Raw genomic sequence first — 15,001 nt, 5'->3', positions numbered from 1 at the left:
CATTAAAAAAGATTCTGTTGCGGTGCAATCAGGCTTTCACAGTCATAGCCCAGAAATGGCAGTATGGCATCGGCCACCGGCTTCAGCTGCTTATCGATATAGTGCTGATAGTCGATCGACGAATGCAAAAACTCTTCCGGCTCAGGCCCGTTGACGGTCATTACATAATGTACGTGCTTACCGGGATGATACGGACTTGGCAAACCCTGCGCCAGCCACTGACGCTCAGCTTTCTCTGCGGCCTGCACATGGGGCGGCCGGTTACGCCTATATTCAGATAATGGCTGACGGATGCGGCGGCGGTAGACCAGATCGCTGTCGCGCTCTCCGGCCAGCACCTGATGCACCGTATCGGTCAGCAACGCCTGCCAGGGCTGCTCGCGAAAGATGCGCTCATACAGCTGCTCCTGAAACTGCCGTGCCAGCGGAGTCCAGTCAGTGCGAACATTTTCCAGGCCCTTAAACACCATGCGCTGTGAACCATCCGCCCGCTGCTGCAGTCCGGCATAGCGTTTCTTGGTACCCTTCTCGGAGTGGCGCATCCGAGGCATCAGAAAGCGGCTGTAATGGGTTTCGTACTCCAGCTCCAGATGACAGGGTAGCCCGAACTTCTGCTGTAAAAGCTGCTGCCACCAGCCATTGAGGTAGGTTGCCAGTTCCTGGCCCCGGGCATCTGCCTGATCTTCAGGATAGTCATCGCCCAGCCAGACAAATACCGAATCGGTGTCGCCATAGATCACCTGATGACCAAACCGGCGCTCAATCTCTTCCCGGGTCTGCATCAGTATCTGGTGCCCCCGCAGGGTAATCGAGCTGGACAGACGCTGATCATAGAAGCGACAGAGGTTAGAACCCAGCACGCCATAAAAGGAGTTCATGATAATCTTGATCGCCTGCGACAGCGGGGCATTGCGTTCCCGCTTGGCCCGGTCACGCGCCTGCCACAGACGCTCGATCAGTCCCGGCAGAATTGACTGGCTGGCGGAGAAGATCGCCTGATTAAAGCCCGGCACCAGATCACTTTCATCAGCCCCCTCCTTCAGCCCCTCGACCATCCCCAGCGGATCAACCCGGAAGGTACGGATAATACTCGGATACAGACTCTTGAAATCCAGTACCAGCACCTGACGGTACAATCCCGGCAGAGAGTCCATCACATAGCCGCCGGGGGCGCCCAGCCCGGACTGGCCGGTGGCATATTCCGGCGCGACATAGCCACGCCGGTGCAGTAACGGCAGATACTGGTTATCAAAGGCCGCTGCCGAGCCGCCAACCTTATCCAGTGCCAGTCCGGTCAGCCGGGTCCGCTCGATCAGGTAGTGCAGCAGCTGGGCTTTCTCGAAGATCTGCCATACCAGGCGACAATCTTCCAGGTTATAGCGCGCCAGGGCTTCCTTATCCTCGCGGAACAGGCGCTGGATCTCATCACCGCGCTGCCCGACATGATCGATCAGCTTGCCGCGATCCAGCATCTGCCGTGAGACATATTCCAGTGAAAAACTCTCAAACTGCCAGGTCGCCCCCCTCAGGGTGTCGATGCCGTCCAGTACCAGACGTCCGCCCATGCGTACAAAGGCTTTACCCTGACTGGACTGAATCACCTGGATCGCCTGACTGTCCCGCCCCAGCCGCAGGGGAATCCCCAGTGCCTGTGCCCGCTGCTCCAGCACCCGGAAGTCAAATCCCACCACGTTCCAGCCGATAAAGATATCCGGATCGTAGGCTTTCACCGCAGCCATCAGGCCACGCAATAATCCCGCCTCGTCAGGATGAAATTTCAGCCCCTCGCGATCGCTGCCCTGGCCCCGCATCAGCACCAGCTCAAAGTCATCGGCATAGAGGGCGATCGATAACAGTTTGTCGGCACGCATGGTGGTCTCAATATCCAGCGACAGGATACGGAACTGTGGTGACAGGTCAGCCGCACGCAATCGCACCTGATCCCCCTGCTGAAACACCTCGGCCCCGCCCTGAATAAACCGCTCCATCAGGTAACGGTCACAGTGGCGGATATCCTCCTCCATCATCGCAATGCCCGCCTGCTGCAGCAGCTCGCTGGCACGCCGGTAGCTTTTCAGAGAACGAAAATAGAGTGCCGTTACCGGCTCGGAGCGAAGATCCTGCAGTGCGACTTTCTGCGCCCGCCAATCAGGCAAGGCCGCCAGTACCGCAGCGGCCTGCTGCCGCTGCTGATCGTGAATAAAGAACACCGCTTCCTGCGCCGGGATACGTACGCTGAAGGCCTCATCTGCCGCCCGCAGCCAGTACAGCAGTTCGATCCCCTGCGGGGCATCCTGTTGCTGGCGGGTCAATAGGAATCCCTGACGGGAGTGGGAAGTGGGTGCGTGGTTCATATCAGGAAGGAAAAAGCGCACCTTCAGGTGCGCTCTCGATCAGCCGGCAGGAAATGGATTAACCACTTCAAGATCCGGGAACTGCTGCTCGATGGCAGCCTGATCCTCAGCTTCAAACAGCAGCTTCAGATTTGGTCCCGCATCCATCGTAAAGTAGAGTGCCAGCCCTTCGGCCCGTAACTGCCAGACCTTATGCATGGCAGCGACTGAATCCGGCTGCCAGTAAAGCAGCGGCGGCCAGGAAGCGATCATCGTGGCATGCATCGACAATGCATTCTGTTCGGCGGTCTCACCCAGCAGGGCAAAATCCTGTGCCAGAATGGCCTGATGCAGTTTTTCCAGATCGGCCGCGGCCTGCAATGGCCAGCTCTGATAAAGGTGGGCACTTTCAACGGTACGCTGCATGCCCGCCCGGGAGTCGACTTTTTTCTCTCCGGTAGCAACTTTGACCAGTCCGATCCGCAGGCCCGGCCAGCGGGCGCTGAGCTGGAAAGCATGGCTGTCCATACCGTCGTCGCGATGGCCCATCTGCCACTCGACAAAGCCTTCAAATACAGAACGCGAGGCACTCCCGCTGCCCATGCGGGCGAAAGCGGACAATACCGGCGGCTCCAGCTTAAGCTGGTAAAAGTCATCCAGCGCCAGCATCAGCGCAGCAAATCCGGAGGCCGACGAGGCCAGTCCGGCAGCGGTCGGGATATTGTTGTGGGTTTCAATACGCAGCGGCTGGTTCAGGTCGCCACGGAACAGGTCAACAAAATCGACCACCTTGGTGGCGAACCTGCTATCAGCGGCCAGTAGGTCTCCGTTCAGGCAGACCTGATCTTCAGCGCCTGTTGCTGGCGTAATCGTGGTTTTGGAACCGAGATGGGCCAGAGATACCGACAGGCTGGCATTAATCGGCAGGTTCAGGCCGGTATCGCGTTTTCCCCAGTATTTGCACAGCGCAATATTACTTGGCGCAAAGGCCTCGCCCCGCTCACCCGGTTGCAACGTTTGCGGCAGATAGGGACCTACCACGTCCATTTTAGATAGTTTCAACATCAACCCCCTTGGCTGATACCGCGACCGGTATCTCTTCATACGGCATATCCAGATTCCGGTCGCGCCCCAGGGCTACTACACAGTCGCCCAGTCCGGAGCCGGAAATCTTGCAACCAGCAATCTGCTCGGATCCCCGCAGGCGCCGGATCATATCGCTGATGGTTGCATCTGAAACACCCAGGGCATCCATCAGCCCCTGATAGATATTCATCAGCTTACCCAGCTCATTCCAGTCCGCTGCGCGAATAGCTGCTTCCGCCGCGACTGTTGTGCTGTGCATCAGCCTGTACAGCTCATTATAGATCTCAGGCTGTGATCGGCTCAGCTGCTCAACCCGCTGCAGTACGATCGGCGTCGGCGTCTTATAACCGGCATAAAACAGGCTGATCGGCGGCAGCCCACTGAGAGCCTCGATCTGACGTGGCTCGACTGTGTAGGCGATAAAGCCGCCGTAGATGCTGGCAACCAGATCGGTACCGGACCCCCGACCGCCCTGGACTTCATGCACAACCGACAGCGCCAGGTCGAAAAGCTCTGCCCGCTCCGGCGTTTCGCCCCGGGCATAGGTCGCCAGGGCTGTCACCACTGCGGCTGTCACTGCAGCAGAGGAACCCAGCCCGACAGTATGGGAGAATTCAGAGCGGATAGTCAGACGAAAACCCTGTGCCAGCTGAGGTACAAAACGCCGGATAGTGGCCAGTACAAAGCTCAGGCGAGGCTCATCTGTCAGCGCACTCAGACTGGCACTGTAGCGAGCCAGGGCCGAGTCGATCTCAACCCGCTGGTCGCCGCGGGGAGTCAGTTCGACCCGCATATACTTATTCACGGCACAGGCAATAGCGCGGTGGCCAAATAATACCGCATGCTCCCCCATCAGCATGATGCTGCCGGGGGCGGTAACCACTAAGGCGCTGTCAGGCGCGACTTCAGTCACTGATAATCCGGGCACCGGATGCATCCTCTTCTACGGGTGTCCAACGATAACCGTGTCGGGCACAGATTTTTGCCAGTTCGTTACGCGACAGACAAGCCAGCACCAGGCCGCCCTGATCTCCCTGATGAGCCCCGGCGCCGCTGACCTTGGCGGCACCACCGGCGACTTCAATCTCAGCAATAAAGTCGGCTACAGGCAACGGTACCACGCCGATCGCCTGCAGCAGCCGGTGATTGGCCCGAATCAGCGCCAGCAACTGGTCAGAAGTATCCATTGCAGCAATCATCGCATCACTGACGTCAGCAAATTCATTCCAGATTGCACTACCGGCGAAGCCTTCCCTTACCGCCTGCACACACTCCCCGGTTGAAACCCGGGGCGAACCGGTATCTACCCGGTACCACTCGCCCTGCAGGCCAATATCCAGCTGTTCGACATTGCCCTCACGGACCCGGACAAAACCACCTAAAGTGACGGCGGCCGCATCGATGGCGCTGCCCCGGCCATGCTGCAGACGCTCACAGAAACGTACCCGTTCGAAGCGCTGACGGGCACTCAGTTCAGTACCGGTAAGTCGCTCGGCGATCAGCAAGGTAGCGGCGATCGCCGCTGCCGACGAGCCCATACCGGCCCCCATCGGCAGTGTACTCTGCGTCGTCAGGCAGCCGCCCACAGCCACAGACTGTAAACCCAGTACATAGTGTAAAAGCTGAAACGGAGATTGCAGAACCCGGGTGATATCTAACTCACCCTGAAGAAAGGACTCGAAGCGCTGGTCCAGCTGAGCGGGCAGCTGGGCCATATCGGACAGAGAAAGTGCAGCCGATTCGGCCCCGGCAAAGCGGATATCTATACGCGCTTCGCGATCGGCGATGAAGTCAGCTGAGATATGGTTGGCGACCGCCAGGGCGATGGCAGGCGCCCCGTACACCACTGAGTGTTCCCCACTCAGGATGACTTTTCCCGGGGCGATTGCTTTCATCAGAGCGCGATATATTCCCGCTTGTGATCGACGATAGATACCAGGCGATAACGCCCGGTAGTGACGTGCGGGATATCACAACGCTCACCGTCGCGCGGATCAGGATGCTTGTAGAGTGCCAGATACTCGTCGTAGGAAACTTCGGAGCGGGCTTCCAGCATCTTGCTGTGACGCTCGGTATGCAGGTACTGCTGATAGCCTTCCATCACGGTGCCGGAGAAGAATTCCGCCACACAGCCTGAGCCGTAACTGAAGAAGCCTATCTTACTGCCCGCCAGGTTCTGCCGACAGTTTTCCAGCAGCGAGGTCAGGCCGATATACATCGAAGCCGTATAGCTGTTACCGATAATCTTGTTGTAGTAGAGACTATCGAGGATCTGCTCTTCCAGCTGTTCGGCGCTCAGACCCGCCTTATTGATACGGGCCAGCTGCTGATGGGCTTTCTGCGCCATCTTACTGAACGGCAGGTGGTAACAGAAGTGTCCAAAATCCTCAAATGACGCCGCACTGACCTGACGGAAGTTCTCCCAGGCCTGCTTCAGTGAACGCAGATAGATCTTGGTGGAATACTTACCATCAACCAGTGCCGTAGAGCGGTAGTTCGGGCGCCAGAAATCCATCACGTCCTCAGTGTAGTTACCCACTTCAGGCGCGATTTCAACAATACGTGGATTAGCAGAGATCAACATAGCTACAGCGCCGCATCCCTGGGTCGCTTCACCGGGGGTGTCCAGCTCGTAACGGGCGATATCAGACGCGATGACCAGCACCTTCTTTTCAGGCTGGCGTGCCACCAGGGCACAGGCCATCTGGATAGCAGCTGTGGCACTGTAACAGGCCTGTTTCATCTCAACGACCCGGCAGTTTGAAGTCAGGCCCAGCAGGCGATGCACATAGACACCTGCAGCCTTGGACTGATCGATACCGGTCTCTGTCGCAAACATCAGGGTACTGATTGCATCTCCACCGACCCGTTCGATCAGCGGCAGGGCAGCATTGGCTGCCATTGTCACCACATCCTCATCAGGTGCGGCCATACCCATTTTTATCTGGCCGATACCCTGATAGTACTTCTCAGGATCGGTGCCCTGCACTTCAGCCAGGGTACGCAGATCCAGGAAATAATTGGATGTATAAAAGCTAATTTCGTCAATACCAACTGACATATTAAGGTCTCAATCCTCAACACTCTTCTAGTATGAGAGTCCGGTTTCTAAACAGAGATGAAACATCCCGGGCTCCCAGTAAGAACATGGCGGTTACAAATTCCCGTCGAATCCTTTCAATGACCGCCACCACGGCCTCTGCCGATTCCATAGCCGGAGCCAGGAAAGGCGTTGCCATGCCACACAAGGAGGCGCCGAGTATAACAGACTTCGCCATATCAATCCCATCTCTGAGGCCGCCGCTGGCGATCAGGGTCGCCCGGTCATGATACGGATCAGCCATCTTCAGCGCCTGTGGCGTCGGAATTCCCCAGTCCTGAAAGCGCAGCCCCAGGTCAACGCCATCGTTGCGACGATGATGCTCGATCCGGCTCCATGAGGTGCCACCGGCTCCAGCCACATCAAAGTAACGAACGCCAGCGGCCAGCCCCTGCTCGATATCGGCCGGAGACAGACCACAGCCCACCTCTTTCAGCAGCACCGGTACTTTCAGTTCCCGGACCAGCGCACTGATCGCCTGCTGCAGACCGGAAAAATCTGTATCTCCCTCAGGCTGAACGGCTTCCTGCAACGGATTAAGATGCAGGTAGATACCGTCTGCACCAAGACAATCTATCGCCTCCTGAACCTGTTGTGCAGCCACACCATAGTTTAATTGCACCGCGCCGATATTCCCCAGCAGCAGCGCCGAGGGCGCGTGCTGGCGCAGCTGAAAACTTTCGCGCGCTTCAGGCGAACTGAACATCACCCGCTGGGAACCCACCGCCAGCGCAACCCCGGTCTGCTCTGCGGCCAGAGCCAGATTACGATTGATGGTTTTCACCAGCTTATGATCACCACCGGTCATCGAGGAGATCAGCAGAGGAAAGCTCAGCCTCTTACCCATAAAACTGATTGCCGGATCGACCTCAGCCAGGTCCAGCTCAGGCATGGCACGGTTCAGCAACCGGATCGCATCAAAGTAATGATGACTGCGATCGGTCAGCGGATCGTTCTCGATGGCCCGGATATGTTCGATCTTACGATCGTTGGTCTGATCGGACATTAGCGTTCCAGTTTAATGTGAGCTTCCATCAACTCACCCGGATTGGTTTGCGCCGCCAGCAGAGAGAGTTCGCCACAAAGCACGGTTGCAGCACAGATCGCAGCCAGCCGACGCGAATTCGCGCCCGGCTCACGTTCCTCCTTACAACCCAGCTCACGCAGGTTGTCTTCGACGAAATCGATCCCCTTGCCATTGCCTACCGTTCCCATAATCAGGTTTGGCAGGGTGCATGAGAAGTAGAGATCGCCAGCACGCACTTCGGCATGCACGATCCCCTGCGAGCCTTCAATAATATTCGCCGCATCCTGGCCTGTAGCCAGGTAAAACGCCAGCAACATATTGGCATAGTGAGCATTGGCACTGCGCAGGCCACCCGCCACCATGGTACCGATCAGGTTCTTCTTGATATTCAGGTCGACGATTTTTTCCGGCGTGGTTTTCAGGCGTCGCTCACAGATGTCACGGGGAATGGTGATCTCAGTCACCACGTATTTACCACGACCGAGGATGCCATTGACGGCCGTCGCCTTTTTGTCGGAGCAATAGTTCCCGGAAATAGAGGAGTAGCGCAGCTGTGGATATTCATTGAGAATCCACGGCAACAACCGGTCTGCGGCATTGGTCACCATATTGTGACCCGAGGCATCACCGGTGGTGAATTCAAGGCGCAGGTAGATCAGGTTTGCCACCACCTGACTGTGCATATCGATCAGCCTGGCAAAGCGGCTGGACTGAGCCACCACCGCCTGCAGATCCTCACGCCGCCCCTTGATGGCCTGCAACGCCAGCAAAGCCTCATGGGCATCGTTCGCTTCCAGCAGAATTGAGCGAGTCATACGCTCATCAATAATGGTGGCCTTGATGCCATCGGTCAGGGTCGAAACACGGGCACCACGCCCAACCGAATGCCACAGGGGCGTTTCGTAAGTGGCCAGCGGCACCACGACTTTCTCGTCAAGCACCGGGCCACTGATCTTCAGCGGACCGACACTGCGCATGGGAATAGGGGCTTGCTGGATCTTATGTGCTTTCATGTTCTGGCTCTGTACCGATAGACGGGGCGATAGGCACTGACAACAGCATAGGTTATCAGTAAACGGCCCCGGAAAACCTCAGGATGGGCGGGGATTTTAAAGCTCCACCTGAGCGAATGCAATCGAGCGCCCCTAAGCCTAAAGGGCGGATCTGTACTCAGGCATTCCGTGCATCAGGCCCGGCCAGCGACTCTACACAGCTTTCAACCTGCCGTTTGTAGCGCGCCACCTGAGAGGCAGCCAGTTCACCAAAGCGGATCTCACACAATACCTTCACCGAACGCAGCAACACGCCGCGGCGGTTTTCCTGTTCGGTTTTCAGATAGCCGATACCGGCTTCGACCATATCCAGTGCGATCCCCAGATGCGCCGGCTGCAGTTGCTGCGCCTGGCGCAACAGGCTGAACGCCTTGGCATAATGCCCCTGACTAAGGTTAAAGCTACCGGCGACAGCGGCCTTACCCCAGTGGTAGCGCGCCATCTGCTTTTGCATCTCCGGCTGCTGCTGCATCAGCTCCGAGCGGTAACGCACACCTCCCGACGCCAGCAGCTGATCGAACCAGCTTACCTGTTGCTCCTCGTCCAGCTGGGTGAATACCGCCTGCACATCACGCCAGATCTGTTCGGCTCGCACCAGGAAACCCGCCTCCTGATAAACCTCAAAAGCACAGAGCTTCACCTGCAGCTGCACTTCCAGCGAACCTTCATGATCAAGCAGCGCACTCTCCAGCACGGTAACCACTTCAGCCTCGGCTTCAGCAGCACGCTCTTTATCTGACACCTTCATTCGTGGTGCCAATACCCGCACCAGCCCCAGGTAATGACCCGGACGCTGAAAAGCCGTACCACGGGCGAATCGCAAAGCTTGGCGGTAAGCCCCCAGCGCAATATCAACCTGAGCATCCTGAGCCGCCAGATCACCGAGTTCGCCCTGCAGGCTTGGTACAGTTGGCTGCAGCATCACCGCTTTTCGCATCAGCGCAACGGCCTGGTTCATCTCCCCCAGTGCCCGGTGTGCCTGCCCCAGCCAGTAAAAGGCCTCGACGCAGATATGCTGCTGATCAATGACGCGACCGAGTGTCTGCAGCGCTTCACGGTAGGCCCCCAGATGGTATTGCGACATCCCCAGCCCCACCTCCGCCCAAGGCAGCTCCCGCCCTTTCAGCAACTGACTGAACAACGCCAGCGCCTCGCGATAACGGCCACAGCGCAGCAGGACAACACCTTTCTGGCGCGACAGGAACACCTGCAAACCGGGAAACCGGCTGATCAGCTGATCGCAGCCGGACAGGAATGCCTCTGACTGATTTTCACTCAGGCGCTTTTCCAGCGGCGCAATAACCTGTTTAACCCGGGATATTTTTTCCAGCCGGTGGCGTATCCGTGCGACATCAAATGGTTTGGAGATATATGTATCGGGAGAGTGCTCAAGCGAGCCGAACAGCAGACTGGAACGCTCTGCATCGACGATCAGGATAAACAGATCGCCAGCCCGGCGCAGGCCTTCGGCATTGGCTTCATGCAGGAGCTGCAAGCCACTTTTTTCGTGCTTGGCCAGATCATAGGCAGCTAGGCAGATATCATAATGATCGAAGCGCATCAGATTCAGGGCCATATTCACTGATGAGGCCACCTGAATCTTTTTGATACCCAGATTGCTCAGCACAGACCGCAGCGCCCCGAGATCTTCGAGGTTATGGTCAACAATCAGTACTGATTTTTCTGAGTAATTAATTTCCATACGTTATCCGGCGGCACAGCCACTACAGCAACCGTCAGAAAACCCCGGAACAGAGTTCCGGCCTGAAACAGCAGGAAGAGAAAACCTATCCAACCCGGTCATATTATACGTAAGCCGCATCCTTCTCCCTGGCAACCGCCCTTCCGGACCTTTACAACCGGAATAGTCAGGCATAACAATCCGCAAAAGTAGCATATAAATCAGCTTTCTAGCAAAGCCCGCCAGACACGAAAAAGCCCCGCCATAGGCGAGGCTTTGTGTCAGATCATATTCAGACCAATCAGTCTTCCAGCAGATCACGCCCTTTGCTGGCTGCAATGCGCATACGCAGCGCATTCAGCTTGATAAAGCCGGCCGCATCTTTCTGATCGTATGAACCAGCATCGTCCTCAAAGGTAGCGATACTTTCATCAAACAGAGAGTCTTCGGAGCGACGACCGACAACATCAACCGAACCTTTATACAGCTTAACGCGAACATCACCGTTCACGACACGCTGGGAGAAGTCGATCATCTGCTGCATCATCTTACGCTCTTCTGACCACCAGAAGCCGTTATAGATCACTTTAGCGTACTTCGGCATCAGCTCATCTTTCAGATGCGCCGCTTCACGGTCCAGAGTGATGGACTCGATCGCACGGTGCGCCTTCATCATGATGGTGCCACCCGGTGTTTCGTAGCAGCCACGGGACTTCATGCCCACGAAGCGGTTCTCTACGATATCCAGACGGCCTACACCGTTCTCGCCACCGACCTTGTTCAGGTATTCCAGAACAGTTGCCGGGCTCATGGCTTCGCCGTTGATGGCAACGATGTCGCCCTTCTCGTAGGTCAGCTCAAGATAGGTTGGCTCATCCGGTGCCTGTTCAGGGGCAACGGACCAGCGCCACATATCTTCTTCAGCCTCAGCCCACGGATCTTCCAGGATGCCGCCCTCGTAAGAGATATGCAGCAGGTTGGCGTCCATGGAGTAGGGAGACTTTTTCTTGTTCTTGGCGAAGTCCACTTCGATGCCGTGGTCTTCACAGTACTGCATCAGCTTCTCGCGGGAGTTCAGATCCCACTCACGCCAAGGCGCGATCACGTGTACACCTGGCTTCAGTGCATAGGCACCCAGCTCGAAGCGAACCTGATCATTACCCTTACCGGTCGCACCGTGAGAGATCGCATCAGCGCCGGTTTCATTGGCGATTTCGATCAATCGCTTAGCGATCAGCGGACGTGCGATAGACGTACCCAGCAGGTACTCACCTTCATAGATGGTGTTAGCACGGAACATTGGGAATACGAAGTCACGAACAAACTCTTCGCGCAGATCTTCGATATAGATCTCTTTTACACCCAGCGCTTCAGCCTTGGCACGAGCCGGCTCGACCTCTTCACCCTGACCCAGGTCAGCAGTAAAGGTAACCACCTCAGCGTTATATTCATCCTGCAGCCAACGGACAATTACAGATGTATCCAGGCCGCCGGAGTAGGCCAGAACGACCTTCTTGATATCGGACATTCTCAAGCTCCAACTTGCGAACAGTCGGTCGCAGCCCAGAGCGACCGGCTTTTTCAGAAATAAGGGCGGAATTATAACAGGAAATCAGCACGCCGGTTAAAGAATTGTGTCACTGCAGCATAGCCGGAACTACTCACGTTCCAGACGGATTGTCACGCGACGGTTACGGGCACGGTTATCTTTACTGGTGTTGGGTACAACAGGGTAGCGTTCACCGTGGTAACGGGTGGTAATCATCGCCTCATCCATCCCCTTTGAAACCAGATACTCGGTAACGGCCTCAGCCCGCTTTTTCGAGAGGTCACGGTTTGCCAGACGACGGCCCGCCGAGTCGGAGTGACCATCGACATAAATGGCATTAACGCTGTCATCGTTATCGACATACATCTTGATCAGGTCGAGTCGCTTGCGGGAGGAGTCGGACAGGTGCCAGCCACCTCCGGTAAAAAGTACTGCGGTGCGGGCCACCTGACGGAAGTTAACCGGCAGCAACCCGGAAACACAACTGACATATTCCGGGTAGGCAGCCTGGAAGTTAACGGCAGAAAGCGCCACACGCAGGCTCTCCGGAGTACCGTACCACTGGTCAGTGGTAAATGTCGGCATCATGCCGCGATTCAACGCTGCAAGCATGTTCTTAGCATAACGGGTACTGGTATGCAGATGGCCCGATTCCTTATCGCCTTTAACAAAACCGATATCGCGGGCATTCATACCAGGCTGCCAGGGTGCCGGTTCAGCGACCAGGTAAGCCCCGTCACGAAAATGAATACGATCGGTGGGACGCAGGATAAAGCGCACCTCCTCCCCGGCCTCATGCTCAAACTCAGCCATCCCGAAGGCCGGGATCGCCTGGGTCATACGGCACATAAACCTGGAGCCCACCAGTTCCCAACGGGAGTCCTCAATAGAAGGCATAAAAGTCGCCGCCTGAACAGACTGGAGGCAACAGAGCATCAGGGAAAACAGGGGAATCAATCGTTGACGCACAACACAGCTATCCTGCTAGATAAGAGACAGAGACCAAAACGGCCAACCTATCTTACCCCTGTCGGCCTGTTAAACAACTTCTTTAGCCCGGCGGCATGGAGGCAGCAGGCCAGCGCTGTTAGAATAGGCTCAATTTTCGCCAATCCTCTGGGGTAGCCCCGAAAATAAGGCCGGATAGCCACATTTTCAGACCATATCCCCAAAACCAGTAAGGGAATCTTTTGAGCAGCCTGTACAAACACCCAATGGCAAACCGTTTCCGCGGTTTCCTACCTGTAGTCGTTGACGTTGAAACAGCCGGTTTTAACGCAAAAACCGATGCCTTGCTGGAGATTGCGGCCGTTACCATCACTATGGATGAGAATGGTTACCTGATGCCAGAGTACAGCTATGAAGCTCACGTAGAACCCTTTGAAGGCGCTAACCTGGAAAAGGCGGCACTGGACTTTACCGGAATCGATCCCTATGACCCGGAGCGCCCTGCCGTCCCTGAGACCGAGGCACTGGAAAGCCTGTTCAAGCCTATCCGTAAGTCGATGAAAGCCCACGACTGCAAGCGCGCTATCCTGGTAGGCCATAATGCCTCTTTCGACCAGAGTTTTGTCAACGCAGCGGCCGAGCGCAACGATATCAAACGCAACCCGTTCCATCCGTTTTCCAGCTTTGACACTGCAACACTGGCAGGCCTGGCCTACGGCCAGACCGTGCTGGCCAAAGCCTGTGACGTCGCTGGTATCGATTTCGACGGCAAGAAGGCACACTCGGCGCTATACGACACCGAACGCACCGCCGAACTGTTCTGCGCCATCGTCAACCGCTGGAAAGATATGGGCGGCTGGGACATGGTGCTGGCAATGCAGGATGACGATGATGAGTAAAGCCAGCTATAAGAGATAAGCCGCAAGCGTTCGTAGCTCGTAGCTCGTAGCTCGTAGCTCGTAGCTCAGATAGCCGAAACAAAAAACCCGCCATCAGGCGGGTTTTTTCGATCAGCTGCAAGCCTGAGGCTCACAGCTTATAGCTGCTTGTCTGTTACAGACCTTCAGACTCTTCAGTCAGGTACTTAGCAACGCCTTCCGGAGAAGCGTCCATACCTTTGTCACCTTTGTTCCAGCCAGCCGGGCAAACTTCGCCGTGCTCTTCGTGGAACTGCAGCGCGTCAACCAGACGGATCAGCTCATCCATGTTACGGCCCAGTGGCAGGTCGTTAACGATCTGGGAACGTACGTTACCTTCCTTATCGATCAGGAAAGCGCCACGGAATGCAACACCGGCATCGTGCTCAACGTCGTATGCCTGGCAGATTTCGTGCTTAACGTCTGCAACCAGAGTGTACTTAACAGGACCGATGCCACCTTCGTTCACCGGCGTGTTACGCCATGCGTTGTGGGTGAACTGGGAGTCGATGGAAACGCCGATAACTTCTACGCCGCGCTCTTTGAACGCGTCCATACGGTGGTCCAGAGCGATCAGCTCAGAAGGACAAACGAAAGTGAAGTCCAGTGGGTAGAAGAAAACCAGACCACATTTGCCGTTGATGGCTTCTTTCAGGTTGAAGTTATCAACGATCTGACCGTCGCCCAGTACAGCTGCAGCGGTAAAGTCTGGTGCCTGCTTACCTACGAGTACGCCCATTTTTGAATCTCCATTAATGTGCTTTATTTAAGCGCTTGTTGTATCCGCAACAACGATGCCTGCCTGACGGGCAGGCCACCATTATCAAAAGTTTATTCAGAATCAGCTTCTGCAGAGGCTTCTTTGATCAGCTTTTCCAGCTCACCGGTTGCGGCCATCTCGCAGATGATGTCACATCCGCCGATCAGTTCGCCCTTAATCCACAGCTGTGGAAAGGTTGGCCAGTTTGCATACTTAGGCAGCTCTGCGCGGATTTCCGGATTTTCCAGAATGTTCACAAACGCAAAACGCTCGCCACATGCCATGATCGCCTCCGCAGAACGGGAGGAGAAACCACACTGCGGAAAACGCGGTGTGCCTTTCATGTAGAGCAGGATATCATTCTTCTCAATCTGCTCTTTGATGGTATCGATTACACTCATTCACGCACCTATTCGACTAACGCTTAACAAAGGCAGGAAGGAATCGCCTTTGGTGCAAAAAAAGATATCACATATCCGACCATGTTACTCTGTTAATGTGTATTTGCTTTTGCTAATCACCTTAATAGCTATTCTCTATGATGGTTT

13 protein-coding genes are annotated in these 15,001 nt (G+C 55.9%); 1 reads left to right on the top strand and 12 read right to left on the bottom strand.

Annotated features, from left to right (window positions below):
* Window positions 1–2: 2 nt before the first annotated feature.
* From Q354_RS0121630 to Q354_RS0121585, 10 genes are all read right to left on the bottom strand, one after another.
* A complete protein-coding gene (locus tag Q354_RS0121630; protein ID WP_027859433.1) occupies window positions 3–2,354 on the bottom strand; it encodes a DNA polymerase II in 2,352 nt (783 codons plus the stop codon).
* A 39-nt stretch (window positions 2,355–2,393) separates the two neighbouring features.
* Window positions 2,394–3,398, bottom strand: a complete 1,005-nt coding sequence (gene mvaD, locus Q354_RS0121625; protein WP_027859432.1) for a diphosphomevalonate decarboxylase — start codon at window positions 3,396–3,398, stop codon at window positions 2,394–2,396.
* Entirely contained in the window at window positions 3,382–4,347 is a 966-nt protein-coding gene (gene mvk, locus Q354_RS0121620; protein WP_245601108.1) for a mevalonate kinase, read from the bottom strand. Before mvk ends, mvaD begins: the two co-directional genes overlap by 17 nt.
* Window positions 4,325–5,314 carry a mevalonate kinase family protein gene (locus Q354_RS0121615; protein WP_036231046.1) on the bottom strand — a complete coding sequence of 330 codons (990 nt, stop codon included), beginning with the start codon at window positions 5,312–5,314 and terminating at the stop codon, window positions 4,325–4,327. The genes mvk and Q354_RS0121615 overlap by 23 nt, the downstream gene beginning before the upstream one ends.
* On the bottom strand, window positions 5,314–6,480 hold the full coding sequence (locus tag Q354_RS0121610) for a hydroxymethylglutaryl-CoA synthase (RefSeq protein WP_027859429.1): 1,167 nt from the start codon (window positions 6,478–6,480) through the stop codon (window positions 5,314–5,316). The genes Q354_RS0121615 and Q354_RS0121610 overlap by 1 nt, the downstream gene beginning before the upstream one ends.
* Window positions 6,481–6,496: 16 nt before the next feature.
* Window positions 6,497–7,525, bottom strand: a complete 1,029-nt coding sequence (gene fni, locus Q354_RS0121605) for a type 2 isopentenyl-diphosphate Delta-isomerase (RefSeq protein ID WP_027859428.1) — start codon at window positions 7,523–7,525, stop codon at window positions 6,497–6,499.
* The gene (locus Q354_RS0121600; RefSeq protein ID WP_027859427.1) at window positions 7,525–8,559 is read right to left on the bottom strand and encodes a hydroxymethylglutaryl-CoA reductase; all 1,035 of its coding nucleotides are present in this window, start codon (window positions 8,557–8,559) and stop codon (window positions 7,525–7,527) included. The genes fni and Q354_RS0121600 overlap by 1 nt, the downstream gene beginning before the upstream one ends.
* A gap of 157 nt (window positions 8,560–8,716) precedes the next feature.
* Window positions 8,717–10,300 (bottom strand): tetratricopeptide repeat protein, encoded by a 1,584-nt coding sequence (locus Q354_RS0121595; protein WP_027859426.1) that lies wholly within the window; start codon window positions 10,298–10,300, stop codon window positions 8,717–8,719.
* A 280-nt stretch (window positions 10,301–10,580) separates the two neighbouring features.
* On the bottom strand, window positions 10,581–11,813 hold the full coding sequence (locus Q354_RS0121590) for an argininosuccinate synthase (protein ID WP_407637288.1): 1,233 nt from the start codon (window positions 11,811–11,813) through the stop codon (window positions 10,581–10,583).
* Between the two features lie 123 nt (window positions 11,814–11,936).
* Window positions 11,937–12,797, bottom strand: coding sequence for a flagellar protein MotY (locus Q354_RS0121585; protein WP_027859424.1), 861 nt, complete (start codon window positions 12,795–12,797; stop codon window positions 11,937–11,939).
* Window positions 12,798–13,042: 245 nt separating this feature from the next.
* On the opposite strand from Q354_RS0121585, the gene rnt reads away from it, so the two are divergent.
* Window positions 13,043–13,675 carry a ribonuclease T gene (rnt, locus tag Q354_RS0121580; RefSeq protein WP_027859423.1) on the top strand — a complete coding sequence of 211 codons (633 nt, stop codon included), beginning with the start codon at window positions 13,043–13,045 and terminating at the stop codon, window positions 13,673–13,675.
* A gap of 154 nt (window positions 13,676–13,829) precedes the next feature.
* On the opposite strand, the gene Q354_RS0121575 is transcribed toward rnt, so the two are convergent.
* Both Q354_RS0121575 and grxD read right to left on the bottom strand, forming a co-directional pair.
* Window positions 13,830–14,432, bottom strand: coding sequence for a peroxiredoxin (locus Q354_RS0121575; protein ID WP_027859422.1), 603 nt, complete (start codon window positions 14,430–14,432; stop codon window positions 13,830–13,832).
* Window positions 14,433–14,524: 92 nt separating this feature from the next.
* The gene (gene grxD, locus Q354_RS0121570) at window positions 14,525–14,854 is read right to left on the bottom strand and encodes a Grx4 family monothiol glutaredoxin (RefSeq protein ID WP_027859421.1); all 330 of its coding nucleotides are present in this window, start codon (window positions 14,852–14,854) and stop codon (window positions 14,525–14,527) included.
* Window positions 14,855–15,001: the final 147 nt, after the last annotated feature.

Source organism: Marinobacterium jannaschii DSM 6295, assembly GCF_000620085.1.
In the GTDB taxonomy this organism is placed as follows: Bacteria; Pseudomonadota; Gammaproteobacteria; order Pseudomonadales; family Balneatricaceae; genus Pontibacterium; species Pontibacterium jannaschii.
Note: the sequence above shows the minus strand (reverse complement) of the source record. Positions and strands in the feature narration are given on the sequence as shown.

Excerpts from the sequence above, each read along its gene's own strand:
- Q354_RS0121630 (WP_027859433.1), bottom strand. The coding sequence starts at position 2,354 with ATGAACCACGCACCCACTTCCCACTCCCGTCAGGGATTCCTATTGACC.
- mvaD (WP_027859432.1), bottom strand. The coding sequence starts at position 3,398 with ATGTTGAAACTATCTAAAATGGACGTGGTAGGTCCCTATCTGCCGCAA.
- Q354_RS0121615 (WP_036231046.1), bottom strand. The coding sequence starts at position 5,314 with ATGAAAGCAATCGCCCCGGGAAAAGTCATCCTGAGTGGGGAACACTCA.
- Q354_RS0121610 (WP_027859429.1), bottom strand. The coding sequence starts at position 6,480 with ATGTCAGTTGGTATTGACGAAATTAGCTTTTATACATCCAATTATTTC.
- fni (WP_027859428.1), bottom strand. The coding sequence starts at position 7,525 with ATGTCCGATCAGACCAACGATCGTAAGATCGAACATATCCGGGCCATC.
- Q354_RS0121600 (WP_027859427.1), bottom strand. The coding sequence starts at position 8,559 with ATGAAAGCACATAAGATCCAGCAAGCCCCTATTCCCATGCGCAGTGTC.
- Q354_RS0121595 (WP_027859426.1), bottom strand. The coding sequence starts at position 10,300 with ATGGAAATTAATTACTCAGAAAAATCAGTACTGATTGTTGACCATAAC.
- rnt (WP_027859423.1), top strand. The coding sequence starts at position 13,043 with ATGGCAAACCGTTTCCGCGGTTTCCTACCTGTAGTCGTTGACGTTGAA.
- Q354_RS0121575 (WP_027859422.1), bottom strand. The coding sequence starts at position 14,432 with ATGGGCGTACTCGTAGGTAAGCAGGCACCAGACTTTACCGCTGCAGCT.
- grxD (WP_027859421.1), bottom strand. The coding sequence starts at position 14,854 with ATGAGTGTAATCGATACCATCAAAGAGCAGATTGAGAAGAATGATATC.